Annotated in this window: 25 protein-coding genes; 10 read left to right on the top strand and 15 right to left on the bottom strand. The window is 58.3% G+C overall.

What is annotated here, in order from left to right:
* Window positions 1-125: 125 nt before the first annotated feature.
* The 8 genes from ACQUQP_RS02965 to pilM all read right to left on the bottom strand — a co-directional run bounded on the left by ACQUQP_RS02965 (window position 126) and on the right by pilM (window position 8,231).
* The gene (locus ACQUQP_RS02965; protein WP_432697327.1) at window positions 126-1,673 is read right to left on the bottom strand and encodes an AAA family ATPase; all 1,548 of its coding nucleotides are present in this window, start codon (window positions 1,671-1,673) and stop codon (window positions 126-128) included.
* A gap of 23 nt (window positions 1,674-1,696) precedes the next feature.
* Entirely contained in the window at window positions 1,697-2,782 is a 1,086-nt protein-coding gene (aroB, locus tag ACQUQP_RS02960) for a 3-dehydroquinate synthase (RefSeq protein ID WP_432697326.1), read from the bottom strand.
* Window positions 2,783-2,807: 25 nt separating this feature from the next.
* Window positions 2,808-3,311 (bottom strand): shikimate kinase AroK, encoded by a 504-nt coding sequence (gene aroK, locus ACQUQP_RS02955; RefSeq protein WP_432698665.1) that lies wholly within the window; start codon window positions 3,309-3,311, stop codon window positions 2,808-2,810.
* A 43-nt stretch (window positions 3,312-3,354) separates the two neighbouring features.
* Window positions 3,355-5,343, bottom strand: coding sequence for a type IV pilus secretin PilQ (gene pilQ, locus ACQUQP_RS02950; RefSeq protein ID WP_432697325.1), 1,989 nt, complete (start codon window positions 5,341-5,343; stop codon window positions 3,355-3,357).
* A gap of 102 nt (window positions 5,344-5,445) precedes the next feature.
* Window positions 5,446-5,943 carry a pilus assembly protein PilP gene (locus ACQUQP_RS02945; protein ID WP_432697324.1) on the bottom strand — a complete coding sequence of 166 codons (498 nt, stop codon included), beginning with the start codon at window positions 5,941-5,943 and terminating at the stop codon, window positions 5,446-5,448.
* 61 nt (window positions 5,944-6,004) lie between these two features.
* Window positions 6,005-6,616 carry a type 4a pilus biogenesis protein PilO gene (locus tag ACQUQP_RS02940; RefSeq protein ID WP_432697323.1) on the bottom strand — a complete coding sequence of 204 codons (612 nt, stop codon included), beginning with the start codon at window positions 6,614-6,616 and terminating at the stop codon, window positions 6,005-6,007.
* Window positions 6,613-7,164: a PilN domain-containing protein gene (locus tag ACQUQP_RS02935; RefSeq protein WP_432697322.1), complete on the bottom strand. Its 552-nt coding sequence runs from the start codon at window positions 7,162-7,164 to the stop codon at window positions 6,613-6,615. Before ACQUQP_RS02935 ends, ACQUQP_RS02940 begins: the two co-directional genes overlap by 4 nt.
* Window positions 7,165-7,175: 11 nt before the next feature.
* Complete coding sequence (gene pilM / locus ACQUQP_RS02930) at window positions 7,176-8,231, bottom strand: type IV pilus assembly protein PilM (protein ID WP_432697321.1); 1,056 nt, start codon at window positions 8,229-8,231, stop codon at window positions 7,176-7,178.
* A gap of 159 nt (window positions 8,232-8,390) precedes the next feature.
* On the opposite strand from pilM, the gene ACQUQP_RS02925 reads away from it, so the two are divergent.
* On the top strand, window positions 8,391-10,655 hold the full coding sequence (locus tag ACQUQP_RS02925) for a penicillin-binding protein 1A (protein ID WP_432697320.1): 2,265 nt from the start codon (window positions 8,391-8,393) through the stop codon (window positions 10,653-10,655).
* Window positions 10,656-10,870: 215 nt separating this feature from the next.
* Here the strand turns inward: ACQUQP_RS02925 and ACQUQP_RS02920 are convergent, their stop codons facing one another.
* The 3 genes from ACQUQP_RS02920 to rpmE all read right to left on the bottom strand — a co-directional run bounded on the left by ACQUQP_RS02920 (window position 10,871) and on the right by rpmE (window position 13,209).
* Window positions 10,871-12,115: a malic enzyme-like NAD(P)-binding protein gene (locus tag ACQUQP_RS02920; protein ID WP_432697319.1), complete on the bottom strand. Its 1,245-nt coding sequence runs from the start codon at window positions 12,113-12,115 to the stop codon at window positions 10,871-10,873.
* 84 nt (window positions 12,116-12,199) lie between these two features.
* The gene (locus tag ACQUQP_RS02915; RefSeq protein ID WP_432697318.1) at window positions 12,200-12,868 is read right to left on the bottom strand and encodes a thermonuclease family protein; all 669 of its coding nucleotides are present in this window, start codon (window positions 12,866-12,868) and stop codon (window positions 12,200-12,202) included.
* A 122-nt stretch (window positions 12,869-12,990) separates the two neighbouring features.
* Window positions 12,991-13,209, bottom strand: a complete 219-nt coding sequence (gene rpmE / locus ACQUQP_RS02910; protein WP_432697317.1) for a 50S ribosomal protein L31 — start codon at window positions 13,207-13,209, stop codon at window positions 12,991-12,993.
* Window positions 13,210-13,516: 307 nt separating this feature from the next.
* Here rpmE and ACQUQP_RS02905 point away from each other — a divergent pair, with 307 nt between their 5' ends.
* From ACQUQP_RS02905 to ACQUQP_RS02870, 8 genes are all read left to right on the top strand, one after another.
* Window positions 13,517-15,715 carry a primosomal protein N' gene (locus tag ACQUQP_RS02905; protein WP_432697316.1) on the top strand — a complete coding sequence of 733 codons (2,199 nt, stop codon included), beginning with the start codon at window positions 13,517-13,519 and terminating at the stop codon, window positions 15,713-15,715.
* A gap of 200 nt (window positions 15,716-15,915) precedes the next feature.
* Window positions 15,916-17,673 (top strand): arginine--tRNA ligase, encoded by a 1,758-nt coding sequence (gene argS, locus ACQUQP_RS02900; RefSeq protein ID WP_432697315.1) that lies wholly within the window; start codon window positions 15,916-15,918, stop codon window positions 17,671-17,673.
* Between the two features lie 6 nt (window positions 17,674-17,679).
* A complete protein-coding gene (locus ACQUQP_RS02895) occupies window positions 17,680-18,300 on the top strand; it encodes an SPOR domain-containing protein (protein WP_432697314.1) in 621 nt (206 codons plus the stop codon).
* A gap of 171 nt (window positions 18,301-18,471) precedes the next feature.
* On the top strand, window positions 18,472-19,002 hold the full coding sequence (hslV, locus tag ACQUQP_RS02890; protein WP_432697313.1) for an ATP-dependent protease subunit HslV: 531 nt from the start codon (window positions 18,472-18,474) through the stop codon (window positions 19,000-19,002).
* A 10-nt stretch (window positions 19,003-19,012) separates the two neighbouring features.
* The gene (gene hslU / locus ACQUQP_RS02885; RefSeq protein ID WP_432697312.1) at window positions 19,013-20,347 is read left to right on the top strand and encodes an ATP-dependent protease ATPase subunit HslU; all 1,335 of its coding nucleotides are present in this window, start codon (window positions 19,013-19,015) and stop codon (window positions 20,345-20,347) included.
* A 58-nt stretch (window positions 20,348-20,405) separates the two neighbouring features.
* On the top strand, window positions 20,406-20,786 hold the full coding sequence (locus ACQUQP_RS02880) for a gamma-butyrobetaine hydroxylase-like domain-containing protein (protein ID WP_432697311.1): 381 nt from the start codon (window positions 20,406-20,408) through the stop codon (window positions 20,784-20,786).
* Between the two features lie 101 nt (window positions 20,787-20,887).
* A complete protein-coding gene (gene ubiE / locus ACQUQP_RS02875; RefSeq protein ID WP_432697310.1) occupies window positions 20,888-21,643 on the top strand; it encodes a bifunctional demethylmenaquinone methyltransferase/2-methoxy-6-polyprenyl-1,4-benzoquinol methylase UbiE in 756 nt (251 codons plus the stop codon).
* Between the two features lie 22 nt (window positions 21,644-21,665).
* Window positions 21,666-22,268 carry a ubiquinone biosynthesis accessory factor UbiJ gene (locus ACQUQP_RS02870; RefSeq protein ID WP_432697309.1) on the top strand — a complete coding sequence of 201 codons (603 nt, stop codon included), beginning with the start codon at window positions 21,666-21,668 and terminating at the stop codon, window positions 22,266-22,268.
* Between the two features lie 9 nt (window positions 22,269-22,277).
* On the opposite strand, the gene ACQUQP_RS02865 is transcribed toward ACQUQP_RS02870, so the two are convergent.
* From ACQUQP_RS02865 to ACQUQP_RS02850, 4 genes are read right to left on the bottom strand one after another with little or no spacing between them, the layout of a single operon-like run.
* Window positions 22,278-22,691, bottom strand: a complete 414-nt coding sequence (locus tag ACQUQP_RS02865) for a CopD family protein (RefSeq protein ID WP_432697308.1) — start codon at window positions 22,689-22,691, stop codon at window positions 22,278-22,280.
* 55 nt (window positions 22,692-22,746) lie between these two features.
* Window positions 22,747-23,508, bottom strand: coding sequence for a DUF2927 domain-containing protein (locus ACQUQP_RS02860; RefSeq protein WP_432697307.1), 762 nt, complete (start codon window positions 23,506-23,508; stop codon window positions 22,747-22,749).
* Window positions 23,505-24,167, bottom strand: a complete 663-nt coding sequence (locus ACQUQP_RS02855) for a fumarylacetoacetate hydrolase family protein (RefSeq protein ID WP_432697306.1) — start codon at window positions 24,165-24,167, stop codon at window positions 23,505-23,507. The genes ACQUQP_RS02860 and ACQUQP_RS02855 overlap by 4 nt, the downstream gene beginning before the upstream one ends.
* A 48-nt stretch (window positions 24,168-24,215) precedes the next feature.
* The gene (locus ACQUQP_RS02850; protein ID WP_432697305.1) at window positions 24,216-25,409 is read right to left on the bottom strand and encodes an MFS transporter; all 1,194 of its coding nucleotides are present in this window, start codon (window positions 25,407-25,409) and stop codon (window positions 24,216-24,218) included.
* 98 nt (window positions 25,410-25,507) lie between these two features.
* Between ACQUQP_RS02850 and ACQUQP_RS02845 the strand changes: the two genes are divergently transcribed.
* Window positions 25,508-26,386 carry a LysR family transcriptional regulator gene (locus ACQUQP_RS02845; protein WP_432697304.1) on the top strand — a complete coding sequence of 293 codons (879 nt, stop codon included), beginning with the start codon at window positions 25,508-25,510 and terminating at the stop codon, window positions 26,384-26,386.
* Window positions 26,387-26,408: the final 22 nt, after the last annotated feature.

The following is a 26,408-nucleotide window of genomic DNA, read 5'->3' as shown; positions in this document are numbered from 1 at the left end:
CGCAGGAAAACATAAGCTCCGGAATAACCGAGCTCAAAAGGGGTATTTTATTGTAGAAGCGCGCGAATTCAGCGATTTTCTATTGATTACCGAAAATAAACCGTCCTTTACTCTTTGGACAAATGTTATTTCTGAATATCTGATTTCACACCTGCAATGGAACGCGCCCAAGGCCTCAACTTACGCAGTGCTTGAGGCAGGGTTTCGACAGCAGCCATGGCAGAGCCCCGACTGGCAAACTGCCCATAGACCACTACATGCCAGGGCGCGCCTTTATACATGGTGCGGAAATAGTAGAACCGCTCAGGCTGCGCCTGTGCGTTGATAAAGCGCTCTACACTATCCACCGAACGCGCACCCAACAATTGCAGAGTATAGCCCTCATCCGGCCATTCGAGCAGCTCGTCGGCACGAAGTAATGAATGAGATTCTTTCACTGAAGCCTTTACCGGTTCCTGCTGTACTTCATTGACCTCAGGCTTATCAGCCTCTGCCACCTGGGTTTTAACGCTTTCCGCCTCAGTGGTGGCTATCTCGCCAGCCGCATCGCTCTGCTCCGCTATCGCGTCAGTGGAGGCCTGAGGTTCTACCTCCTGCGCTACTGCAGGTTCCGTCGTTAGCTCAGCCTCGGAAGGTTCCGGTGCGTTAACCCCGGCCTCTTCCGGTTGAGGTTCTACTGCAACCTCTGCCGTCGCCGGACTGCTTTCGGCAGGAGCGGCAGCGACCTCAGGCTCACCCAACCGGGCTTCCTGCTCTGCCAGACGCTGCTGCAGCTCGGAGCGCACTTCGATAACCTCGGGCTCTTCATCCTGATTGGCCGCGGTAATATTGAGCGGCAGTTCAACCCTTGCGACCTCTTCAACTTGATCAGTTTCCGTGTCGGAATCCGGCATAAACAACCACAAAGCACCACCGAAAATAACCAGCAGCACTGCACCAATAGCCAACAGATGGGTAAACGGAAATGGGAAAGCGCGACGCGATGCACGTTGCACCTTGCCGTCACGAAGCTCACTTTGCACCAGGGCATATAAGCGCCCCGGGTAAGCATCGCTTTGCTCGATTAACACTTTCATTCGGCGAGGTAACAGCACCGCCCCTTTGGGCAGCAGGGACTCGATAAATTCTTCAGCCTCATCCTCCTCGAAACTACCGAGAAGCTGCACATGCAGGCGGCCATCCAGCAATTGATCCAGCTCGTTGGCAAGGAAACGCTGTTCAAACTCAGGTGTGCCTGTCAGCACCACCCGCGGAGCGGCATCCTCCAGGAGTGCAAAGTTGGTGAGCAGTTCCAGCGCGTTATTGGTGAGGTAATCGGCATCATCGATAAGCAAAACCAGCGGAATGCCCGACTCGTGCAAGGTGCGGCTCAACAGATGCAGCTCTTTCAACCGCTGCCGGTTGTCCGCATCGGCAGGGCAATCGATATCTAAGGCATCAACAAGCAACTGCAGCAGACGGGTCACATCCACCGTTGCGTCACACTGAAGCACCCCCTGCCTGATCTCACCTTCCTGAGACGACACCTCCAGCTGATTCAAAACGGTGCTGCGACCGCTGCCATCCTCCCCGACGATCAGCATCATCAGATCGGAAAAGCGCAGAAGGTGACGCAGTTTGGATGCGAGCTGTACCCGGGAGGCTGGTTCGAAATAGCGTGTATCGGTATCCATTGACGGGTGCAGCTCCTTAGTCTCTAGATCAGCCCAAGTTTCGATCCTGCGATGAGGGTATGGTTCAACAGGTTGGGGTCGATCTGATCAGTGACCACCGCCTCACCAATCGATTTCATCAGCACCAGTCTCAACTGGCCATCAAGCACTTTCTTATCAACAGCCATCAGGCTGATAAATTCGTCAGGCGTCATGGACTCCGGAGCCACCACAGGCAGCCCTGCAGCGATAAGCAGCTTGCGTATTCTTTCAAGATCAGAGGTTTCGATCCATCCCATACGGGCCGACAGATCCGCCGCCATCAACATACCTGTCCCCACTGCTTCGCCATGCAGCCAGGTGCCGTAACCCTGAGAGGTTTCAATGGCATGACCAAAGGTATGTCCCAGGTTCAGCAACGCCCGAATACCGGATTCACGTTCATCCTGGGCGACAACTTCAGCCTTGATTTCACAGGACCGGTAAATCGCATAACTCAAGGCGTCACTGTCCCGTTGGCGGAGGGCATCGATATTGTTTTCCAGCCAATCGAAAAACGCCCGATCATAGATAAGGCCGTACTTGATCACTTCCGCCAGACCGGCCGACAACTCCCTTTCCGGCAGGGTCAACAGCGCATCGGTATCGGCGACCACCGCGACAGGCTGATGGAAGGCACCGATCATATTCTTGCCAAGCCGGTGATTGACGCCGGTCTTGCCACCGACCGACGAATCAACCTGGGACAGCAACGTAGTCGGCACCTGAATAAAGCTGACACCGCGCTGATAGCAGGCTGCGGCGAAACCCGTCATATCACCGACAACGCCTCCACCCAGCGCGATCAGCGTTGTCGTGCGGTTGTGGCGCTTTTCCAGCAGCGCATCGAAAATCAGATTGAGATGTTCCAGATCCTTGAACCGTTCGCCATCCGGCAGCACGACAACATCGGCAGCGGCCTCAAACTGAGACACCAGCCGCTCCAGATACAGGGGGGCAACCGTTTCGTTGCTGACGATCATGACCTGCCGCCCCTTGAGGTGTTTCTCCAACAGCGGCTGTTCAATCAGCTTTTTACCGATATAGATCGGATAACTGCGGTCACCTAAGTCAACGGTCAACATCTGCATGAAGGATACTCTCGGGGAAATGCGATTAGACAGGGTTCGATAACGAACTCTGCTTTTTCAAATTACGGACGATCTCTGCAACGACGCTGCGAGGGTGGCGCCGGTCAGTCTTGACCAGAAGATCACAACAGTCGCGGTAAAGTGGGTCCCGTTCCGCCATCAGTTTGGCCAGAACCCCTTGAGGGTCGTCATTTTGCAATAATGGCCGGTTCTTATCCCGGGCGGTTCTTTCCATCTGCTGTTCCACTGAGGTTTTCAGATAAACAACAAAGCCCCGGGCCTGAAGGTGGGCACGATTCTCTTGCCTTAATACCGCTCCACCACCTGTAGCCAGAACGATATTTTCCCGTTGTGTGAGCTGATCGATCACCGCCTCTTCCCGACTACGGAAGCCCGCCTCACCCTCGACATCAAAAATCCAGGGAATATTGGCGCCAGCACGCTCTTCGATCTCTCGATCAGAGTCAATAAACTCCTGACCCAGTTCACCAGAAAGCAAACGCCCTATGGTGCTCTTTCCAGAGCCCATAGGGCCAATTAAAAACACGTTCAACGACAGTTTTACCTTAGTACTACCTGACTGTCAGAGATTCACGTACCAGTTTTGGAGTAATGAATATCAGCAGCTCTTGCTTATCTTGCGAGGTCCGACGCGACTTGAACAAGTTACCCAGCACCGGGATATCACCCAACACCGGCGTCTTGTTCTCAGAATTTATATCTGAGGTAACGAAGATACCACCAAGCACTACTGTTTCGCCATCCGGTACGCTGATAGACGTCTGCAAAGAATTGGTATCGATAATCAACTCGCCATTCGGAGCTGCTCCCGCTACGGAGTCTTTGTTGATATCGATATCCAGACTGATGCGATCCCCTGGGTTGATCTGCGGCGTAACACTCAGGCTCAATTCAACATCTTCAAACTCGGTATCAGACCCTCCATCACCGTCTGTTGTCTGGTATGGAACCCTCTGACCTGAGGAGATCTCCGCCGGACTGCCGTTGGTGGTAATCACCTTGGGCTGGGATACGATATTGGCTCGACCATCACTCTCCAGTGCCGATAGTTCAGCCGCCAGAAGCACACTGCTGCTGGCATAACCGATCGCCAGAGTAGTTGATGTATCCACGCCGTAATCAATGGCAAGCGCAGTGTCGAACGGGTTGCCGTTTATACTGCCGGAATCGTCAGCGTTACTTAAGCCCCAACGAATTCCAAGTTCACGGCTATCCGTCTCGGACGCCTCGACGATGCGGGCCTCAATCAGGATCTGCGCGACCTCGACATCGAACTGGCGCAAAGTCCGGCGGATGTCCTCGATCTGACTTGCCGTCTCACGAATCATCAGCACGTTGGTCTGATCGTCGGCCAGGACAAAACCGCGCTCGGATATCAGCTGCGCTTCTTCAATATGAGTTTTCAGGTCTGAGGCACGGCGAAAGTCGATCTGGACAAACTCAGTTACCAGGGGCGCCAGCTCTTCTACCTGCTTCTGGCTCTCGAGTTCCTGCTGTTCGCGCTGAGCGATCTCCTGGGCAGTGCCGATCATCAGCACGTTACCCACTTCGCGCTTATCCAGGCCCTTGGTTTTGAGGATGATATCCAGCGCCTGATCCCAGGGCACATTTTTCAGACGCAGGGTGATATTGCCCGCGCTGCTGTCGACCAGATCACTGATCACCAGGTTCATCTCCGCCACTTCAGCAATAATCTGCAGGATTGAACGGACAGACACATCCTGGAAGTTCAGGTCGATTTTTTCACCGTTGTACGGAAAGGCGTCACGCGCATTTTTCTCTTCTTCAGCGGCTATCGGCTTGAAATCCACATAAAGCTGATTGCCGGTCTGGTAAGCCATGTAGTCATACGGCTCAGCAGACGGCTTGATCAGAAGAGATGTATTTTGACCGTTAACCATAGTGTCGATGAACATCACCGGAGTGGCAAAGTCCTGAACATCCAGACGCTGCTCCAGATTCGGGGCAACACCCGCACCGATCAGGTTAACAACGACGTTGTTACCCTCTTCGATGATATCGAGACCAGCCTCGTCGTCGCTCAGGGTCACGACCACACGCCCCTCTCCACCGGCGACACGCTCGAAATCGATACCCTGAACGCGGGTACGATCATCGCGGGCAACTGGCATGGCGGATGAGTAGGTCTGGGACGTTTTGGCTATCGGCTGCTTGGCTGCCGCCGCTGAAGAACCTGAAGTACCGGAAAACTCGACAAACAGACTGTTATCTTCGCTGTATGTCCGGTATTCAACCGGCTCGTTAAGATTGGCTACGATACGCAGGCGACCTTCCGCCTGAGCAAAGTTGAGGCTGTCTACCTGACCTGTCTCTATATCCTGAAGACGGGTACCGATTTCATTACTAACGCCCCAGAAGTCCATCACCAAACGGGGCGGGCTGTCGATCATATACGCCTTAGGCGCAGGAGGAGCCGCATCGAAGTCCAGACGAATTTCGATTTTACCGCCGGGCAAAGCGACGAATGACGAATCGGTCAACCGGGCATCCTGCGCGGAAGCCTGAATGGAAAATGACAACGCCAGGATCCCAAAGACAAAACCTTTGAGCCAAGTGCCAGCTCCAGAAAGCAACCGACTTTTGTAATTACCTTTAATTCTATTCACAGTCAGCATCCTTCGTTATTCCTGCTCCGGCAAGGCCAGGTTTCGCGGCCGTTTCATCCAGCCTCCCCGCCCGTTCGATATAATCTCGATCAGTTTCACGGTCTGGTCGTTAACCTCGACCACTTCACCGTAATCCAGCCCCATGTGATCTCCGACGGTCACACGATGGATCTCACCCTGGTTATCCCGCACCAGCGCGTACAGCCCGCCCATGTCCAAGGGGGTAATCGTCCCAACCATCCTCAGCTGATCAATGGCAAAGCTTTCCAGATAGTCCTTGGGCCGCTCTTCATCCGGTTTGATACCGGAGTCTGGCCCGGCCACCTCATCCGCCTCAGAGGTCGGCAGCAGTGGCTGGAACGGGTCACGAAGGCTGGAGCCTTCATAGACAAAACTCTCGTAGGGCTTGAACTCCGGCAGAGGCTCTATCTTCCCTCCCGGTTTAGCCATGGTGGTCGAGACGAACTGACGCAGATCAGTCGTATCCTCTACCCACAGGCAACCCGTGCTCATAATCGTCGCCAGGGACAAGACAAGCCAAGTTCGGCGCGGCGCTCCCTGTGCGCTAACTGTTTCAGTTCTCATCATCATAGCGATAGGTCTTGGCACTGATAGACATAGACAGCTGGTTGCCGCCCCCCGGTCGAATCGAATAATCATGCAACGTCACGATACGCTTGATAGCTGCAACGCCGCTGACGAACTCGCCCATCTGGTGATAAGTCCCTGCCACCTGAATGCTAATGGGCAACTCGACATAGAACTGGGATTTACGCTCTGCCTGCAAGGCGATGCTGTTGATATCCAGCCCGGCGTTCTTGCCGATGGCAGTGATATCCTCAAGCAGACCAGGCACCTCTTTATCCGTCGGCAACTGACGCAGCAATTCTGCGAAGCGCCCTTCCACATCCGCCATCTGCTTGCGCAACGCGGGTAGGTTAGCCACCTGAAAAGCTTTGGATTCGAACTGCTGCTTCAGGTCGGTCTCGTTCCTGATTTCCCGCTCAACAGCCTTGTGCTTGTCAACGATCAGGAAATAGATACCGGCACCAACAATCGCCGAAAACAGCAGGAGATAGACAATCGCCTTGATTCCCACCGGCCAGGTGCCGGCGGAGTTGATATCCAGGTTATTCGGGTCAAACCCTCGAAAGGCGTTTTTCAACCCATCAAGACTCGTACTCACTTGCTGGCCTCCTCTGCCTTGGGTTTGGTCAGCGGCACCGACAGATTGAAATTACGCATCTGATTGGCCGCCTGCACTCTGGAGAGGCTTGGCTCACCGAACCAGATTGAGCTTTGCAGATTACGCATCAGGCTGGAAACATCGTTATTGTTCCCGGCCAGGCCATTGATGCTGATCCGGTCTCCCTTGCGGCTGATCGCGCTATAGTAGAGATCGTCAGGCAGCACCCTGACCAGCTCGTCGAAGTTCCGTACGATAACCGGGCGGTTACCCTGTAGTTCCTGGATCGCATTAAGGCGCTCCAGCAGACGCTCACGCTTGCGTCGCAACTCACGGATTTCGGCAATTTTCTTATCGAGCTTGGAGATTTCGGTGCGCAGGTAATTATTACGAGCCTGCTGCCGGTCCATCTGCATATCGTAGTAGTAGCTGATCGCAAAGACCGTTAACGCCCCGAGTACTGCGGCCGCAACCAGGTTGCCCAGAAACCGCTTCTGCAGAAGGGCGTTGCGTTCCTCTCGCCAGGGTCTGAGGTTAATACGCGCCATAATTTATATCCCTATCTGTCAAAGCTTCTCAGGGCCAAACCGCAGGCCTTGGCCAGCATTGGCGCATCTTTCATCAGCCGATCCCGATTCAGGCGAGAGCCGATACGAATATGTTCGAAGGGGTTCAATACTCTAGAGGGCACTCCGATCTCCTCTTGCATCAACTCAACCAGCCCATCGATTCCGGCCGTTCCGCCAGCCACATAGAGTTCAGCAAGCTGGCTCTGAGCCCCAGACGAGTAGAAAAACTGCAATGCGCGGGAAACTTGCTGAACCACAGACTGTCTGAAGGGCATGACCAGCATTTCGATGATCTCTTCATCCAGTCCGCCGCCACGCAGTTTCTGCTCGATGTCGGATATTTCGAGCCCATACTGCTGGTGGATTGCGTTGCTCAGCTCATTGCCACCAAACGCCTGTTCGCGGTTGTAAATGATTTTGCCATCGCGAAACACATTGAGGGTAAGGGTTGCAGCACCGATATCGACCATGCCAACCAGCGCTCCAGGATCGGCAGCGTCGAGAACAGACAGGAGCCGTTCAACGGCAAAGGTATCAACATCGACGATATCGCAATTCAGCTGTGCAGCGTTGACCGCATCTTCACGATTGGAGACGTCATCACGCCGGCAGGCGACAAGAAGAATTTCGTTCAGATTGGGATGATTATCGACAGGACCGAGAACTTCAAAGTCCAGCGCGACCTCGTCGAGAGCATAGGGAATAAACTGGTCCGCTTCGATCTTGACCTGTTCTTCAAGCTCCATCTCGGCGAACGCGTTACTGATTTCGAGGCGTTTGGTAATGACCGCTGAAGAAGGTACGGCGACCACGGCATGCTTGAGTTTGGAACCACAGATTTTGAGCCCGCGCTCAATCGCCTCCGAAACCTCCGCCTGATTTTCCACGCTGCCATCAACGACAGCCGAGGGTGGCAAAGAAACAATCGCGTAGGAGTCGACCTGGCAGTCGCGCCCCTGCTGCGAGAGGGAGACCAGCTTGACGGATGAGGAGCCTATATCCACTCCCACCCAGCCAGCATTTTTGTTACCGAACAAGCTGACCACGACATCTTCCTTATATCTCTGAGTAACAATCCAAGTGTCACTATCTGTGTCACTTTAGTCTCAATGATGCAGAATTTAAACTGTTGTTCACTAGAGGCCAAGCTTTAGGTGCCGATATAATGCTCAGGCTCAAATTTTACTTCACGCATCAGGGGTAGCATGCGAATTTTTTACAAACTATTCAAATGGCTGTGCGTACTTGCTCTTACAGGCATAGTAGCCGGTGTTATCGCAGCAGCAAGCATCTACTACTATTTTTCTCCGCAGCTGCCCGATGTCGAAACACTGCGGGAAGTTCGCTTCCAGACCCCTCTCAGGGTCTATTCAGCGGACAAAAAACTGATCGCCGAGTTTGGCGAAAAGCGCCGCACGCCCGTCAATTACGAACAGATTCCTACGGACTTTGTGCACGCCCTTCAGGCTGCCGAAGACTCTCGTTTCTTTGAACATTTCGGTATAGATATCAAGGGCTTAACCCGCGCCGCCTACCAGCTCGCCAGCACTGGCCACATCCAGAGCGGCGGCTCCACCATCACCATGCAGGTGGCGAAAAACTTCTTCCTCACCCGTGAACGCACCTTCTCCCGCAAGTTCATGGAGATCCTGCTAGCACTGCGTATCGAACGCGCGCTAAGCAAGGAGGAGATCCTCGAACTCTATGTCAACAAGATCTACCTCGGGCATCGCTCCTACGGAATTCAGGCAGCCTCTACCGTATATTACGGCCAGTCCATTGAAGACTTGAGCCTCGCTCAACTGGCGATGATCGCCGGCCTGCCAAAAGCGCCGTCGGCCAATAACCCGATCTCCAACCCGGAAAACGCCATGCACCGCCGCAACTGGATCCTCGGCCGCATGCTTGATCTGGGTTACATTACCGAGACCCGTTACGACGACGCGGTGAGCCAGCCGATCACGGCACGCTATCACGGCAGCGACATTGAACTATCAGCCCCTTATATCGCGGAGATGGTCCGCGCCGACCTGTACGCACAGTATGGCGATGACCTGTACACCGAGGGCCTGAAGGTCTATACCACTATCGACAGCCGCCTGCAGCAGAGCGCAGACCGCTCCCTGCGCACCGGACTGCTGGCATACACCGAGCGCCACGGCTACCGCGGCCCGGAACAGCAGCTGGACCTCGACAGCCTGTCTGAGCAGGAACTGCTCGAACAGCTGGACGACATGCCGGCATTTGGTGACCTCATTCCCGCCATTGTCACTGAGACAGGTGACAAAAGCGCGAAGCTGATAACCGCCGATCATGGCAATATCGAGCTGAACTGGGATGGCATCAGCTGGGCCAAGCCTTTCAAAACCGTTAACTACACCGGTCCCGCACCCAAAACCGCTGCCGACGTGCTCAACAAAGGCGATCTGGTACGTATAACCCAGGACGAAGAAGGCAACTGGATGCTGCGCCAGATCCCGAAGGTACAGGGCGCCATCGTCTCGCTTAATCCCAAAGATGGTGCGATCCGGGCATTAAGCGGTGGTTTCAGCTTCACCCTGAACAAATTCAACCGCGTCACTCAGGCATACCGCCAGCCGGGCTCCAACATCAAGCCGTTCCTGTACACAGCGGCACTGGAGAACGGTTTTACACCCGCCTCAATCATCAATGATGCGCCGGTGGTGTTCCATGACGTCAGCCTGGAGAGCAACTGGCGCCCCGAAAACGACAACGGCAAATTCGGCGGCCCAACCCGACTCCGCGAAGCGCTTTACCGCTCACGCAACCTGGTATCGATCCGCCTGATGCGCTCACTGGGTATCGAAACAGCCCGCGACTTCATGCTCCAGTTCGGCTTCGAACCCGAGCGCTTCCCCGCCAACCTGTCGCTGGCACTGGGCAGCGCCGACGTAACGCCGCTGCAGATTGTCTCCGGCTACGCCACATTTGCGAATGGCGGCTTCAAGATCTCACCTTACCTGATCTCCCGTATTGAAACGGCCAGCGGAGACCCCGTATTCGAAGCCAGACCGAAACAAGCCTGCCCGGTATGCGAGATCGCTGAAGACAGCTCTCCTGCCAATGACGGCGAGGAAACCGGTGCCAGCGAGGCGTCCTATGCCGCACCGCGCATCATTTCACCGGATGGCGCTTTCCTGATCTATAACGTCATGCAGGATGTGATCAAGCGCGGTACGGGGCGTCGCGCACTGGTGCTTAATCGCGGTGATATCGCTGGCAAAACCGGTACCACCAACGACCAGAAGGACTCCTGGTTCAGCGGCTTCAACCAGGAAGTCGTTACCACGGCCTGGGTAGGTTACGACCAGCCGACAACGCTTGGCCGCCGTGAATACGGCAGCACAGCGGCGCTGCCGATCTGGATCGATTTCATGCGCGACGCACTCGAGGGCACCCCGGAAAGCGCGCCCAGCGCCCCCCGAGGGCGTCACCAGTGCGCTGATTGATCCGGGCACCGGAAAACTGGCCTATCCCAATCAATCCAACGCCATTCGCGAGTACTTCCGCCAGGACCAACTACCCAAGGAGCATGCGCGCAGCCCTGAGGAACAGATGGCCCCGCCGACAACGGAGCAGATTTTCGGCTTCGGTAATTAAAAACAGACAAAAAAAGCGGGCTTAAAAGCCCGCTTTTTTATCGACCGATAGCTGTTGATAGCTATTAGCCCTTGTACTTCTCCGGCAGCGGCAGGCGCGCAACACCGGTATCTACCGCCGCATTGGCAACCGCACTTGCGATTGCATTCAGCAGACGGGAATCGGTGGCTTTCGGCAGGATGTATTCGCGACCGAACTCCAGGGAGTCCAGACCGTAAGCATCCAGCACCTCCTGGGTGACCGGCTGTTTGGCCAGCTCAGCCAGGGCGATAACCGCAGCGGCCTTCATCTCTTCGTTGATCGCGGTAGCACGGACATCCAGAGCGCCACGGAAGATGAACGGGAAGCCCAGCACGTTGTTGACCTGGTTCGGGAAGTCGGAACGGCCGGTCGCCATGATCACGTCGGAGCGTGTTTCACGGGCCAGGTCCGGCAGGATTTCCGGATCCGGGTTGGCGCAGGCGAAGACAACCGGGCTCTCTGCCATTTTCAGCAGATTTTCCGGAGACAGCAGGTTCGGGCCAGACAGGCCGACAAACACATCGGCGCCTTCGATAGCATCTTCCAGAGTGCGCTTCTCGGTTTCGGTGGCGAAAGCCGCCTTTTCCGGGGTCAGATCATCGCGACCGGAGTGAATCACACCCTTACGGTCGAGCATGAAGATGTTTTCCACCTTCGCGCCCATGTTGATCAGCAGCTTCATGCAGGCGCTGGCAGCAGCACCGGCACCCAGACATACGATCTGCGCTTCTTCCAGCTTCTTGCCGGCCAGTTCAAGAGCGTTGATCATGCCTGCCGCGGTTACGATCGCAGTACCGTGCTGGTCATCGTGGAAGACCGGAATTTCGCAGCGCTCAATCAGCGCACGCTCGATTTCGAAGCACTCGGGCGCCTTGATATCTTCCAGATTGATACCACCAAAGGTATCGGCGATACGGGCGACAGTATCGATAAATGCCTGCGGGCTTTCCGCATCAACTTCGATGTCGATGGAGTCGATACCGGCGAATCGCTTGAACAGCAGCGCCTTGCCTTCCATAACCGGCTTCGAAGCCAGCGGGCCCAGGTCACCCAGACCCAGGATCGCGCTACCATTGGAAATGACCGCAACCAGGTTGCCCTTGGCTGTGTAACGGTATGCGGCATCCGGATCTTTTGCTATTTCACGAACGGGTTCTGCGACACCTGGAGAGTAGGCCAAAGAAAGATCTTTTGAGGTCTCAGCGGGAGTCGTCAGTTCAACACTGATCTTACCGGGGCGAGGAAACTCATGGTAATCCAGTGCAGCTTGTTTGAAGTCTTGAGACATTATTGATTTATCCGACTAAGGTTGCATATGGAGAAATTGCATCATATAGAATGCTCAGAAGAGCCACAACTGCGGCCCCGATCGTCAATTCGAGGGGAACCGAAGGTGCCGCCAGTCAGAAAGACTGATCAACCAGCGCTTTCGCCCCGGTTGGCTAATACTGCCGCGATCAACAATCCAGCCGCGAATTTGCACCCTTTTACCTGCCAACCTTTCCAGTTCAACGCCAGTCCTGGCAAGGCCATGGCTGACCCTCAGAACCAGATGATCATCTATCTCTACATAGGCTGCCCGTCGGGTCTGATCCACCCTTGTGACCCGGCCTTCCAGTAGCGCGAAACCACTTTTGCGCACCTGAGCAGCGGCCTGCACCGGCCCCCGCTGCCATAGCCCAATCTCCCTGGCGCTGGCCCTCTGCTCCGCCGCAAAAAAGCAATCCGACAGGCGGATATTCGGCGGCACCGCGACAGCGAACCCCAGCCCCCGCGCCAGCAGATGCTCACTGACAGACTCCCCATCCACGAAAAGATGCGCCAGCCGCCGCCCATAGCGGTCACGGGATTCCAGACCCGGTATCAGCTCAACACGGCGCCCCTCCAGCCAGCGTCTCAGATAGCGCGCAGCGGCCCGGGCGCCCGGCTCGTCGGCGACGCCATCCCGGCCCACTTCCGGTGTATTGATACCGATAAGCCTTACCGATTCGCCACTGGCCAGCCTCAGGGTATCGCCATCGACTACCCGGACCACACGCACATGGCTGCCGGTTTCGGCTAAAGAGCAGGCCGCATGAACTGCGCCCCCAGGCAAACAGGCAATAAAAAAGGCACCCCAATGGAGTGCCTTTCTTAGCGTGCGACGCATCACGTCCAGAAGAATTACTTCTTCAGGGAACGCGCACCGAAACGCTTGTTGAAGCGGTCTACGCGACCACCGGACTGAGCTTCTTTCTGCTTACCGGTGTAGAACGGGTGGCACTGGCTGCAAACGTCGACCAGCATATCTGCGTCACCCAGGGTAGAGCGGGTGTTCATCACGTTACCGCAGGAACAGGTAACTTTGATCTCATTGTATTCCGGATGGATACCAGCTTTCATGTCAAACCTCGAATCGTTGTTTAATGTGCCGCCACCCGTCACGTCTATCTTTCAACAACCGATAGCGCCGGGCACCGCACGTTCGACAAAAGCAGCGTCGTAGCGACTGTCAGGATGACGTGCTGCTCAAGTAGTAAAATCTAGCCTGATCTGCAACGCAGATAGGATAAGGCGGCGAATTATACGCACCGACAGAAACCACGGCAAGCAACTTTCATACTTTACCCACCTATATATAGTTTAATCCCTATACAAACTTCCCTAGACTAGAGCGTTCTGCCACGTCGACCCGCTGGATCCGAATCCCTTGATAGTTCGTGCCGCCCTGCCCACGCCATTGCACCGTCTGTTCGACTACCTGCTGCCGCTGAGCGAGCCGGAGCCGCAACCGGGCTGCCGCGTGCGCGTACCCTTTGGCAATCGGGAACTGGTTGGACTGGTCATTGAGGTCAGCGAAACCAGCGATCTGCCGCGTAACAAGCTCAAACCGTTACTCGAGATTCTCGATCGCAAGCCGGTGTTAGACCCCGGCATGTTCAAACTCGGGCAGTGGGCGGCGCGCTACTATCAGCATCCGGTGGGCGACGCACTCAGCCACCTGCTGCCGGTGCTACTGCGCCAGGGTAAAGCGGCAGAGTTCGCCCACGCAGAGCTCTGGCGCGCGACAGAGGGAGCGTCTGTGGATAGACTCAGCAGCAGCGCCCATCGCCAGCGCGAACTGCTCGAACTGTTGCTGCAACACCCGACTGGCATCAGCGCCGATGCCCTGAGAGCCGAAGGCGGGCAGACCCAGCTACTCAAGACACTGGCCGAGAAAAGCCTGGCCGAATCCTTTGAGCACCGACCGACGCCCCTGCATGCCGACCTCACCGAGGATCTGCTAAACGAGCCGGCACTGCCGGTGCACGGCGAACAGGCCGCCGCGCTGGATGCGATCCATGCCGCCAGTGGATTTACACCCTTCCTTCTATACGGCGTCACCGGTTCGGGCAAAACCGAGATTTATCTCCAAGCCATCGAAAAGACCCTGGCCGCCGGCAAACAGGCCCTGGTACTGGTGCCGGAAATCGGCCTGACACCACAGACACTGGGACGTTTCCGTGCCCGCTTCCGGGTGCCTGTGCATGCACTGCACTCCAACCTCAGCGACCGTGAACGCCTGGATACCTGGCTGCATGCCCGCGCCGGCAGCGCCCGCATCATCATCGGCACCCGCTCGGCAATCTTCACGCCGATGAAAACCCCCGGGCTGATCATCGTCGATGAGGAACACGACGGCTCGTTCAAGCAGCAGGACGGCTTCCGTTACCACGCCCGCGATCTGGCCCTGGTGCGCGCCAGCCGCGAAAATGTGCCGGTTATTCTCGGCAGTGCCACTCCAGCGCTGGAATCCCTGCACAACGCAACCCTCGGGCGTTACCAGTTGCTGAAACTGACCCGACGCGCAGGTAATGCCCAGACACCCCGCTTCGAACTGCTCGATATCCGCCAGCAGCCGCTGGATGCGGGTCTCTCCGATGAACTGATCCGGCGTATCCATCAGCATCTCGGCTGCGGCACCCAGGTGATGCTGTTCCTGAACCGGCGCGGCTTTTCGCCTTCGCTGATCTGTAACAACTGCGGCGGCGTGGTCGATTGCACCCGCTGCGATGCGCATATGACGCTACACCGTAATCCGCCGCATCTGCACTGCCACCACTGCGACCGCCAGACACCGATTCCCCGCGCCTGCAGCCACTGCGGCAGCACGGAGCTCAAACCCCTGGGAATTGGCACCGAGCGCGCCGAAGACGCATTGCAGAAACACTTCCCGGATGTGCCGATCCTGCGCGTCGACCGCGACAGCACCTCACGTAAAAGCGCGCTGGAAAAGATGATGCGCGTGGTGCACAGCGGCGAGCCCTGCATCCTGGTGGGCACCCAAATGCTGGCCAAGGGGCACCACTTTCCCAAGGTGACGCTGGTAGCGATTCTCGATGCCGATGCGGGCCTGTTCAGCGCCGATTTCCGCGGCATGGAGAAAACTGCCCAGCTGATTCTGCAGGTGGCGGGCCGCGCCGGTCGTGCAGATCATCCCGGCGAAGTGGTACTGCAGACCCTGCATGCCGAACACCCGATGCTGCAGACCCTGATCGGCAGCGATTATCTGCACTTTGCCCGACAAGAGATGGGCCTGCGTCAGGCTGCTGCCCTGCCACCCTTTGCCCATCACGCCATCGTACGCGGCGAAGCTTCGCGCCAGGGTTGGGCCGAGCAGTTCCTGCAGGCGCTTAACGAGAGCGCCCGCGCCCAGGTACAACTGCCAGAAGGGGTTCAGGTGATCGGGCCTTTTCCCTCACCGATGGAAAAACGCGGCGGCCTGTTTCGCGCCCAGCTACTGATCTCAGCCAGGAGCCGTCCCGCCCTGCACGCCTGGCTCGACGCACTGATCCGCCAGGCCGAGGCCGATCCGCAGGGGCGCAGAGTGCGCTGGACCCTGGATGTGGACCCGATCGACAACTATTGATTTCCGCGGCCGAGGACCTGACCCAGTACCTGATAACGGCACCTGATCAGCTCTTCTGATAAAGCAGCGCCTGATCGATTGGCAATCAACCCGTATCGGGCGATATAATGCCCGGTTTCTCAAAGCCTCGGCCTTCTGAAAGCGGATTCCACTTCGTTCCCTCGCCGGGCAATACGCACATTCACCCTCAGGGTAGGTTAATGAAAGAACTTATCGCACAGCTGATCGACTCTGCGCTGCAGACACTGGTCGCCGACGGTACGCTGCCGGCGGACATTCAACCGAAAATCATGGTTGAGAACACCCGCGACAAAGCGCACGGCGACTTCGCCTCCAACATCGCCCTGACTTTGGCGAAGCCGGCCCGATGCAATCCGCGTGAACTGGCGCAAAAGCTGTGCGACGCCCTGCCCGCTTCCGACAATCTGGAAAAAACCGAGATTGCAGGCCCCGGCTTTATCAACTTTTTCATCACCCAGGCCTCCGCCTACGCCGTGATCGGCGACATCCTGGAGCAGGGCGAGCAGTTTGGCCGCGCTGAAGCCGGCAAGGGCCCGCGCGTCCAGGTGGAGTTTGTCTCCGCCAACCCCACCGGCCCGCTGCACGTGGGTCACGGTCGCGGTGCAGCCTACGGCGCCACCGTGTCTGACCTGCTCGAAGCCGCCGGTGTTAACGTGGAGCGTGAATACTACGTCAACGACGCCGGCCGTCAGATGAACATCCTCGCGGTCAGCGTCTGGCTGCGCTACCTGGAGCTGGTCAACGGCGAGCTGACCTTCCCGGCTAACGGTTACCAGGGCTACTACATCCGCGATATCGCCCACGACCTGGAGAAGAGCCATGGCGATCGCCTGCAGCGCCCGGTGGCAGAGGTTTTCGCCGACATCCCGGCCGACGAACCCGCCGGTGGTGACAAAGAGAAGCATATCGACGCTCTGATCGATCGCGCCCGCGAACTGCTGGGCGACGATTACAACCTGGTGTTCGATGCCGGCCTCAACGCCATCCTCAGTGATATCCGCGAAGATCTGGGCGAATTCGGCGCTGATTACCAGGAGTGGTTCTCCGAGCGCTCCCTGACCAGCAACGGCGACGTGGAAAAAGCGCTGCAGATGCTGGAGGAGAAAGGCTTCCTGTACGAGCAGGAGGGCAACATCTGGTTCCGCTCCACCGAATTCGGCGATGACAAGGACCGCGTGGTCAAGCGTGCCAACGGCCAGACCACCTACTTCGCCTCCGATATCGCCTACCACATGAACAAGTTCGAGCGTGGCTTCGAGCAGGTGATCAACATCTGGGGCGCCGACCACCACGGCTACATCACCCGCGTCAAAGCGGCGATCCAGGCCCTGGGTTACGACCCGGAGCGCCTGATCGTCAAGCTGGTGCAGTTCGCGATCCTGTATCGCGGCGGCGAGCGCGTGCAGATGTCCACCCGTTCCGGCTCCTTCGTCACCCTGCGCGAGCTGCGTGAAGAGGTGGGCGCCGACGCCTGCCGTTTCTTCTACGTCACCCGCAAGGCCGACCAGCACATGGATTTCGACCTGGATCTGGCCAAGTCCGAAACCAAGGACAACCCGGTGTTCTACATCCAGTACGCCCACGCCCGTGTCTGTTCGGTGCTGCGCAAGCTGGAGGAACAGGGCAGCGCCTGGATTCCAGATGCTGGTCTGAAGAACCTGACCCGCCTGGATACCGAAGCGGAGAAGGATCTGGTCACCACGCTGGGCAAGTACCCCGAACTGCTGCAGAACGCCGCCCTGAACTACGAGCCGCACGTGCTGGCCAATTACCTGCGCGATCTGGCCGGTGACTTCCACACCTACTACAACGCCCACAAGATGCTGATCGACGATGCCGAGCTGCGTAATGCCCGCCTGACCCTGAGCGCTGCCGTGCGCCAGGTGCTGGCCAACGGCCTCAAGCTACTTGGCGTCAGCGCACCGGAGCAGATGTAACGCGTTATGGCACGACAGGACTACGCGCAGAAACGCCGCGGTAACAACTCGGCCAGCCGCAAACCGGCGCCACGCAAGAAAGCGGCGCCACCGCCTCCGCCGCGCCGCCCCTGGGGGCTGGCGCTGCTGTCGCTGATCGGTCTCGGCGGTCTGGGTGTGCTGATCTTTCTGCTGGTGCAAAACCCGGCCGGTGCGCCCAGGGACAGTAAACCGGCGCCGGCGCCCACCGCCCAGGTGGAAAAGCCGACACCGGCCAAGCCCGCACCGGCACCGGCGCCAACGCCGGACACGGAGAAGGACCGCTTCGAGTTCTACGAGATGCTGCCCAAGAGCAAGGTGGAGCCGCCGGAGGAATCCGCCTACCACTCGACGCCGAAGACGGCCAAGCTGGAGACCCGGATTCTGCTTCAGGCCGGTTCCTTCCGTAGCGCTCAGGATGCCGAAAAGATGCGCGCCGAGATGATCCTGGCCGGTCTGCCCAACGTCAAAACCAGCCGTACCGAAGGCAGCAACGGCACCTGGTATCGCGTGCGTACCGGTCCCTTCGAAACCCGCGCCGATGTCAACGCCGCGTCCAACAAGCTCTACAAGCTGAACATCAACCCGCTGGAGATCCGGCTGAAATAAAGCCGGACCGCCCAGCGGGGGCTTTTCCCCGCCCAATCGCCCCTGCCGCCCTTGAAATCCCCGCCGCCAGAACCATATCTAGGGGAACTATGAACTACCTTCATGTCACGCTGAGACGCTACACAGCCTCCCTAGTGGCAATACAAACTGGCAAACAGGGTATCCTCTGTCATGACAACAATCGTTTCTGTTCGCCGCGGCGATCAAGTCGTCGTCGGCGGCGACGGCCAGGTGTCTTTGGGCAACACTGTAATGAAGGGCAGCGCCCGCAAGGTCAACGTCCTGCCCAAGCACAAAGTTATCACCGGTTTTGCCGGCAGCACCGCCGATGCCATCACCCTGCGCGACCTGTTCGAACAGCAGCTGGACAAACACCAGGGCAACATCGTTACTTCCGTTATCCAGCTCGCCCGCGAGTGGCGCTCCGACCGGGTTCTGCGTCGCCTCGAAGCACTGATGCTGGTGGCCAACCGCGAAAAGACCTTCCTGATCTCCGGCAGTGGCGACATCATCGAGCCGGAAGACGGCGTGATCGCCATCGGTTCCGGCGGCAACTATGCGCTGTCCGCCGCCCGCGCCCTGGTCGACAACACCGACCTCAGCGCCCGTGATATCGTCGAGAAAAGCCTGAACATTGCGGCAGGCATCTGCGTATTTACCAACGACAACCTGACCATCGAACAGCTCGAATCCGTCAGCTGAGGAGCGCTCCATGTCCAACATGACACCCCGCGAAATCGTACACGAGCTGAACCGCCATATCGTCGGTCAGGATGAAGCCAAGAAATCGGTGGCCAACGCCCTGCGCAACCGCTGGCGCCGCATGCAGATCGATGAAGAGCTGCGCGCCGAAGTCACGCCGAAAAACATTCTGATGATCGGTCCCACCGGTGTCGGTAAAACCGAGATCGCCCGCCGTCTGGCCAAGCTGGCCAACGCCCCGTTCATCAAGGTGGAAGCGACCAAGTTCACCGAAGTGGGCTATGTCGGCCGCGATGTGGAAACCATCATCCGCGACCTGATCGAGATGTCGCTGAAGATGGTGCGCGAACAGGCGATGGAACAACACCGTTTCCGTGCCGAAGAACTGGCCGAAGAGCGCATCCTCGATGCCCTGCTGCCCCAGGCCCGCTCAAGCGGTTTCGAGCAGGAGGCTCCGAGCAAGAGCGACTCCGCCACCCGCCAGATCTTCCGCAAGAAACTGCGTGAAGGCCAGCTGGATGACAAGGAGATCGATATCGAACTGGCCGAGCCGCAGATGGGCGTTGAGATCATGTCCCCGCCCGGTATGGAGGAGATGACCAGCCAGTTGCAGAACCTGTTCTCCAACATGGGTCAGAACAAGAAAAAGTCGCGCCGTATCAAGGTGAAAGAAGCGTTTAAGCTGCTCACCGACGAAGAAGCCGCGGGCCTCGTTAAAGAGGACGAGATCAAGCAGCAGGCGGTTGAGCGTGTCGAGCAGAACGGTATCGTCTTCCTCGACGAGATCGACAAGGTCTGCAAGCGCGCAGACAACACCGGCGGTGACGTTTCCCGCGAAGGTGTACAGCGCGACCTGCTGCCGCTGATCGAGGGCTGCAGTGTCAGCACCAAGTACGGCGTGGTCCGCACCGATCACATCCTGTTTATCGCCTCCGGGGCCTTCCACCTGGCACGTCCGTCAGACCTGATCCCTGAACTCCAGGGCCGTCTGCCGATCCGTGTCGAGCTGCAGGCACTGACACCGGACGATTTCCGCCGCATACTGACCGAGCCCAAGGCGTCACTGACCGAGCAGTACCGCGCCCTTCTGGCGACCGAAGGTGTTGATGTCACGTTCACTGAAGAGGGGATCAGCCGCATTGCGGAACTGGCCTACCAGGTCAACGAGACCACCGAGAATATCGGTGCCCGTCGCCTGCACACCATGATGGAGCGCCTGCTGGAGGAGCTCTCCTTCTCCGCTGCCGACCGCAGCGGCGATACCATCAGCATCGACCGTGCCTTCGTCGATGAGCAGCTCGGCGAAGTCAGCCGCGACGAGGATCTGAGTCACTACATCCTCTGATCGAATCCGCGCCGGCAGCGTTCAGCTTCGCCGGCGTTTTTACACAGGAGGGGCCGAGATGGCCGACGAAGTACCTCTACCGACGGATATCCGTCTGCATATGAAATCGCGCACCCTGGAGCTGGTATACGCCGATGGCAGCTTCGAGCTCACCGCCGAGTTCCTGCGTGTCCACTCGCCATCCGCCGAAGTGCGCGGCCACGGCATCGGCCAGGGCGTACTGCAGACCGGCAAGAAGCACGTCGGCATCAAGGGCGTGGAGCCCTCGGGCAACTACGCGCTGAAGATCATCTTCGATGACGGCCACGATTCCGGCCTCTACACCTGGGAGTACCTGCACGACCTGGCCCACGACCAGAAAACCTACTGGGACAAATACCTGGCCGAACTCGAAGCGGCAGGCGCCAGCCGCGATGGCGGTCTTATCGCCCGGGGCTGAGGTCACTCAGCCCCTTGATCAGCCCCGTCGCATCGAACGGGACAAACGCCCCCGCCGGGCGCTACAATGCAGCCATCTTTCACTGGGCGATTGAGCGGACGATGAGCGAGAAAAAGCAGGGCACCACCGATTTCGGTTATCAGGAAGTACCCGTAGATGAGAAGGTCAAACGGGTTGCCGACGTATTTCACTCGGTAGCAGGCAAGTATGACCTGATGAACGACCTGATGTCCGGCGGCATCCATCGCCTATGGAAGCGCCTGACCATCGAGCAGAGCGGCGCCCGCGCCGGTATGAAGGTGCTCGATATCGCCGGTGGTACCGGTGATCTGACACTGAAATTTTCCCGCATCGTCGGTCCCACCGGCGGCGTCGTGCTGGCTGATATCAACGATTCGATGCTCAAGGTTGGCCGCGACAAACTGATCAACCTGGGCGCCGCCGGCAACATCGAATATGTGCAGGCCAATGCGGAATGCCTGCCGTTCGAAGACAACACCTTCGATATCATCACCATCGCCTTCGGCCTGCGTAACGTCACCGACAAGGACGCGGCGCTGGCATCGATGAACCGGGTACTCAAGCCGGGCGGCAAACTGATGGTGCTGGAGTTCTCCAAGACCAATAACCCGCTGATGACCAAGGCCTACGACTTCTATTCGTTCAACATCCTGCCGCAGATGGGCCGCCTGATCGCCAACGATGCCGAGAGCTACCGCTACCTGGCGGAATCGATCCGTATGCACCCGGACCAGGAAACCCTGAAGCAGATGATGGCCAACGCAGGCTTCGTCAACTGCCGCTACCAGAACATGACCGGCGGGGTCGTCGCCCTGCACACCGGCATCAAGCCCTGATTACCAGGGCGCGGAGGAGATCATGCCGTTCGAGTTGCTAAGCGCCAGCTTCCTCTCCCTGGCTGAGCCTAGTCTCAACCGCATACTGGCGCTGGACCCGGCCACGCTGAACCGTCTCGGCGAACTGACCGGCAAGGTGATCGCCATCGAATCCACCTCGCCCCACTTTCAGCTCTACCTGGTCCCCCATGGCGCAGGTATCGACCTGCTACATCACTACGACGGCTCCGCCGATGTCACCATCAGTGGCAGCGCCCTGCTGCTGGGGCGCCTGCCGCTGGCCGGTAACGCGGTATTGTTTGGCAAGGGCGTGAACCTGCGCGGTGACTCCGCCATCGCGCACCGTCTGCAGGCGATACTGGCGGATACCCGCATCGACTGGGAAGCCTGGCTTGGCGACCTGATCGGTGACGCTGCCGGTCATGAAGCGGCGAAGTTCCTGCGCACTATCGGCGGCTACAGCCGGGATACCGCAAGCTCATTCACGCTCAGCACCCGCGAGTACCTGCAGGAGGAAGCCCGCATGCTGCCTACACGGGTGGAGATCGAGATTTTCATGGATGAGGTGGATGAGCTGCGCGAGCGCGCCGAACGCCTCGAAGCGCGGGTTCGGCAGCTCGGTTAGCAGCCTGATTTAGAAAGGTTTAACGACTACAAAGATCAGAATCGGAATAAAAATCAGCAGCGGCACTTCGTTGAAAAGCCGGAAAAAGCGCCCGCTGCGATTCAACTCACCGCGCTGCATCCGCTTCAGATAGATCCAGCAGGCGTGGTGATAACCAAGCAGCAGCACCACGAACAGCAGCTTCGCGTGCAGCCAGCCACCACTGATTCCCCAGCCGAACCAGAGCCAGAGCCCGAACCCCAGGGTGAACAGCGCCATAATGGTCATGAAGCCGAACAGTTTGCGCGCCATGATCTCCAGCCGGGTCACATCCTGACCGGCAGCACGCCCTTCCACGTAATGCACATAAATACGCGGCAGGTAGAAAATCCCCGCCATCCAGCTGGTCATTGCCAGGATATGAAACACCTTGACCCAGAGCATCGCCTCTCCTTGTGGATAATTCAGTGAAACCGCCGGCAGTATGCCAGCATCGGACTCAGTAGCCCATCAATCGATACATGGCGCCCTCACGCACCTTTGCATCGGCAGTATCGACCACGCCGGCGTCGATCAGTTCTGTCAAAACCTTTCCCGCCCGCGAACGAAGCTCTGCCGGTCCAATTCCCGGCGCGAGCCTGGGGTCGTAAAGCAGACGCAGCAGTACCAGGTCCAGCCCGCTCAGCAGTTGATCGGTGGATTTGTCATTGAAGATAGAGGGAAAGACCTTTTCGGAATCGTTGGGCAGGCCGAGAATCTGCGTCAGCTCCTCAACGATACAGCTGACAAGCCGACCCCGTTCCCGCGCACGATCCACCGGAATCGCGATCAGCGCCCGCCGGATGCGGCCGCCATCATCGGACCAGATCCGCGCGACGCAGAGCGCACCGCGAGGCACCGTCCCGACGGCCTGGTGTCGCCAGAAACCGTCGAGCACCTGCTGTTGCAGCAGCACCAGCTCCACGTTGGCGCTGGCGGCCGCATTAACCCGGCTGATCGGATGGCCGGTGATATCGGCCAGCTGGGACAGTTGTGCATCCACAAGCTCGTTATGCAGCCTCGGATCACCGACCCGATGATCGACGTGGACCCTTACGGGATCGATCCACTTGCGCAGTTGCATCGGGTCGCGGCCGTGCTCGGAACGCAGCGCGATCTCTACCAGGCTGTCGATAATAAACGCCGGCCGCTGCCACTCCTGGGCCAGTGCCAGCAGCGGGCAGAACAGCAGAGCCAGCAGCCAGCCGCCGCGCCGGCTCATTTGGCTTCGGTATCGATCCGCAGCAGGTCGACGATCTCGACACTGAGTTTGTTACCGGCCTTGAGCTCGCCCACACCGGCCGGGGTACCGGTCAGTACCACGTCGCCCGGCTCCAGGGTAAACCAGTGGCTGATATGACTGATCAGCTTAAGGACAGGGGTCAGCATCTGCGAGGAATTACCCTCCTGGCGTACCTCGCCATCCACCGTGAGACGGATCTGCACGTCATTAAGATCCCCAACGCTGGCCGGCGTCAGGAAAGGCGACAGCGGGCAGGAACCATCAAACGCCTTGGCCCGCTCCCAGGGATGACCCTTGGCTTTGAGCTCGCTCTGCAGGTCGCGCAGAGTCAGATCCAGCGCCAGGCCGATACCCGCGATGCCGTGCTGGGCCGCCTGCTCATCCACCTGCGTCATCCGATCACCGATCAGAATCGCCAGCTCGGTTTCAAAGTGCACCTGACCACGGTCACGCGGCACCAAAACCGGCTCGTCCATCGCGACCAGGGCGCTGGCCGGCTTGATGAACAGCAGCGGCTCGGTGGGCACCTCGTTGTTCAGCTCCTTCGCATGCTCGGCATAGTTGCGACCGATGCAGACGACCTTACCCACTGGGAGGCTCAGGGCAGAGCCGTCCACCAGGCTATGTTGATAACTCATTAACTGCTCCCGTCAGAACGTGATCTGTTCGCGCATCATACTCCAGAATCAGGCCGCGGCCAGCACCGGGCGACGGCGGGTCGCCAGCCAGCAGGCGCAGGCCAGAGTAACAGCCAGCACCAACAGCGACCCGAACACGACCCCTGACCAGCCCGCACGCTCCCAGAAGGGGTGCAGATAAAAGCCGCCGCTGCTCGCCCCGATATAATAGAACACCAGGTAGAGCGACGAGGCACTGGCCTTGGCGTGAGTTGCATTATGGCTGACCCAGCTGCTGGCACTGGAGTGGGCAAAGAAAAAACCGAAGCTGTTGATAAAGAACCCCGCAATAATCAGTTCGATGCTGTGCGACAGCGTCAGCAGGGAGCCGGCGATCAGAATCAGAATGCCCAGCGCCATGCACCAGGGCTGGGCCAGCTTCATCGCCACCCTGCCGGAGATCGCCGAACCGAAGGTGCCCGTCAGGTAGGTCAGGAACAGCAAACCGAGAAACGCTGTGGACAGGTTATAGGGCGCCTCGGACAGCACGAAAGTGATGTAGCTGTACTGGTTCACGAAGATAAAAAAGTTGAGACCGCCGATAATATAGGCCACCACCAGCAGCGGATTGCGCAGATGCGCCCCCAGATCACGCAGCATACGGGCCGGATGCAGGCTTTGCGCCTTGAAATGCTCGGACTTCGGCAACGCCAGCGCGAATACCACCAGGCAGACCAGACTGACCCCGCTCATCACCGCAAAGGCGCTGCTCCAGCCCATCCACTCACCGACGAAACCACCGATCAGACGTCCGCCTATGCCGCCCAGGCTGTTGCCCGAGATATAAAGACCTACGGCCACCGCCACCGCTTTACGGCTGAACTCGTCGCCCATGTAGGCGATGGCGATGGCCGGCAGGCCGCCCAGGAAAAACCCCTGCACCGCCCGGAGGATCACCAGCGTCGTAAAGTTATCCACAAATGCCAGGGCAGTGGTGGTCAGGGTGGTACCGGCCATGGTCAGCAACATTATGCCGCGACGTCCGAGCGCATCGGAGAGCGGGCCGTAGAGCAGCAGCGACAACCCCAGTGTCAGCGTGGTCACCGTGAAACTCCACCCTGCCTGCAGCGCCGAGACCTGAAAATCCTGCGCCAGCATCGGCAGCAGCGGCTGAGTCACATAGACGTTGGCGAAAATCATGAACGAGCCTAAGCAGAGTGCCAGCGTAGCGCGCCAGAATGTGGGATGGCCCAGATCGATCATGCGGGTACCTCGGGAAGAGTGAGTAACCAGAGGAATGATAGGGAGGCCAGATCAATAATAGAAATATATAATTATTATTGTATTCATAAGGACTCGTTATGCTTGACATCAAAGCGCTGCGCTACTTTCTCGCCGTCGTCGACACCCAGGGGTTTACCGCCGCAGCGCGCCGGCTGCACGTGGCTCAACCCGCCGTCAGCATGGCGATCCGCAAGCTTGAGCAAAACCTGGAGCTGGAACTCTTCCATCGCCGCGACCGGGGTATCGAGCTCACCGACGAGGGCCGGGTACTGCTGCAGCACGCCCGCCGCATCGTCCAGGCCACCTCGGATGCGGAGCTGGAGATGCGGGAGATCCACGGCCTGCGCCGGGGCGAAGTGCGTATCGGCGTACCCAGCATGCTCGGCTCCTACTATTTCCCGCCGATCCTGATGGCGTTTCGCCACCGCCACCCGAACCTGCAACTGACAGTGGTGGAATCCGGCACCCGCAAGATCCAGCAGATGCTTTCCGAAGGAGAAATCGACATGGGCGTAATCGTCAGCGATACGCCCCCGGCCGATCTGGCCACCCATGTTTTTCTGCGCGAGCAGATGATGGCCATTCTTCCGGCCGACCACCCACTGGCGGCACAGGATCACATCACCTACGACCAGTTTTTCAATGAAGATCTGGTGGTGTTCAAGGAGGGGTACTTTCACCGCGAGGTGCTGGACAAGCTCGCGGCCGAATCCGACTACCGCTTGAAAATCGGTTTCGAGACCAATCTGCTGCCGCTGATCAAGCAGATCATCCGCCAGGGGTTTGCGATCTCCACGCTGCTTGAGATGGCGATCTCGGACGCCACCGACCTGGTCGCCCGGCCATTCGAGGACCCGGTCTGGCTCGACCTTTCTATCGCCTGGCGCCGCGAGGGTTACCTCTCCCGCGCCAACCGTGCCTTCGTCGATTTCCTGATCGAGCAGTCAAAGACATGACATGCGCCCGTTATCACTCTAT

The organism is Marinobacterium sp. YM272, from assembly GCF_050908845.1.
Taxonomy (GTDB): domain Bacteria; phylum Pseudomonadota; class Gammaproteobacteria; order Pseudomonadales; family Balneatricaceae; genus Marinobacterium_D.
Note: the sequence above shows the minus strand (reverse complement) of the source record. Positions and strands in the feature narration are given on the sequence as shown.

Excerpts from the sequence above, each read along its gene's own strand:
- ACQUQP_RS02895 (WP_432697314.1), top strand. The coding sequence starts at position 17,680 with ATGGCACGACAGGACTACGCGCAGAAACGCCGCGGTAACAACTCGGCC.
- ACQUQP_RS02860 (WP_432697307.1), bottom strand. The coding sequence starts at position 23,508 with ATGAGCCGGCGCGGCGGCTGGCTGCTGGCTCTGCTGTTCTGCCCGCTG.
- ACQUQP_RS02925 (WP_432697320.1), top strand. The coding sequence starts at position 8,391 with ATGCGAATTTTTTACAAACTATTCAAATGGCTGTGCGTACTTGCTCTT.
- ACQUQP_RS02845 (WP_432697304.1), top strand. The coding sequence starts at position 25,508 with ATGCTTGACATCAAAGCGCTGCGCTACTTTCTCGCCGTCGTCGACACC.
- ACQUQP_RS02865 (WP_432697308.1), bottom strand. The coding sequence starts at position 22,691 with ATGCTCTGGGTCAAGGTGTTTCATATCCTGGCAATGACCAGCTGGATG.
- hslV (WP_432697313.1), top strand. The coding sequence starts at position 18,472 with ATGACAACAATCGTTTCTGTTCGCCGCGGCGATCAAGTCGTCGTCGGC.
- hslU (WP_432697312.1), top strand. The coding sequence starts at position 19,013 with ATGTCCAACATGACACCCCGCGAAATCGTACACGAGCTGAACCGCCAT.
- ACQUQP_RS02850 (WP_432697305.1), bottom strand. The coding sequence starts at position 25,409 with ATGATCGATCTGGGCCATCCCACATTCTGGCGCGCTACGCTGGCACTC.
- ACQUQP_RS02945 (WP_432697324.1), bottom strand. The coding sequence starts at position 5,943 with ATGAGCACGGGTTGCCTGTGGGTAGAGGATACGACTGATCTGCGTCAG.
- aroK (WP_432698665.1), bottom strand. The coding sequence starts at position 3,311 with ATGGGCTCTGGAAAGAGCACCATAGGGCGTTTGCTTTCTGGTGAACTG.
- rpmE (WP_432697317.1), bottom strand. The coding sequence starts at position 13,209 with ATGAAAGCTGGTATCCATCCGGAATACAATGAGATCAAAGTTACCTGT.
- ACQUQP_RS02920 (WP_432697319.1), bottom strand. The coding sequence starts at position 12,115 with ATGTCTCAAGACTTCAAACAAGCTGCACTGGATTACCATGAGTTTCCT.
- ACQUQP_RS02935 (WP_432697322.1), bottom strand. The coding sequence starts at position 7,164 with ATGGCGCGTATTAACCTCAGACCCTGGCGAGAGGAACGCAACGCCCTT.
- argS (WP_432697315.1), top strand. The coding sequence starts at position 15,916 with ATGAAAGAACTTATCGCACAGCTGATCGACTCTGCGCTGCAGACACTG.
- ACQUQP_RS02965 (WP_432697327.1), bottom strand. The coding sequence starts at position 1,673 with ATGGATACCGATACACGCTATTTCGAACCAGCCTCCCGGGTACAGCTC.
- ACQUQP_RS02855 (WP_432697306.1), bottom strand. The coding sequence starts at position 24,167 with ATGAGTTATCAACATAGCCTGGTGGACGGCTCTGCCCTGAGCCTCCCA.
- ACQUQP_RS02870 (WP_432697309.1), top strand. The coding sequence starts at position 21,666 with ATGCCGTTCGAGTTGCTAAGCGCCAGCTTCCTCTCCCTGGCTGAGCCT.
- aroB (WP_432697326.1), bottom strand. The coding sequence starts at position 2,782 with ATGCAGATGTTGACCGTTGACTTAGGTGACCGCAGTTATCCGATCTAT.
- ubiE (WP_432697310.1), top strand. The coding sequence starts at position 20,888 with ATGAGCGAGAAAAAGCAGGGCACCACCGATTTCGGTTATCAGGAAGTA.
- ACQUQP_RS02880 (WP_432697311.1), top strand. The coding sequence starts at position 20,406 with ATGGCCGACGAAGTACCTCTACCGACGGATATCCGTCTGCATATGAAA.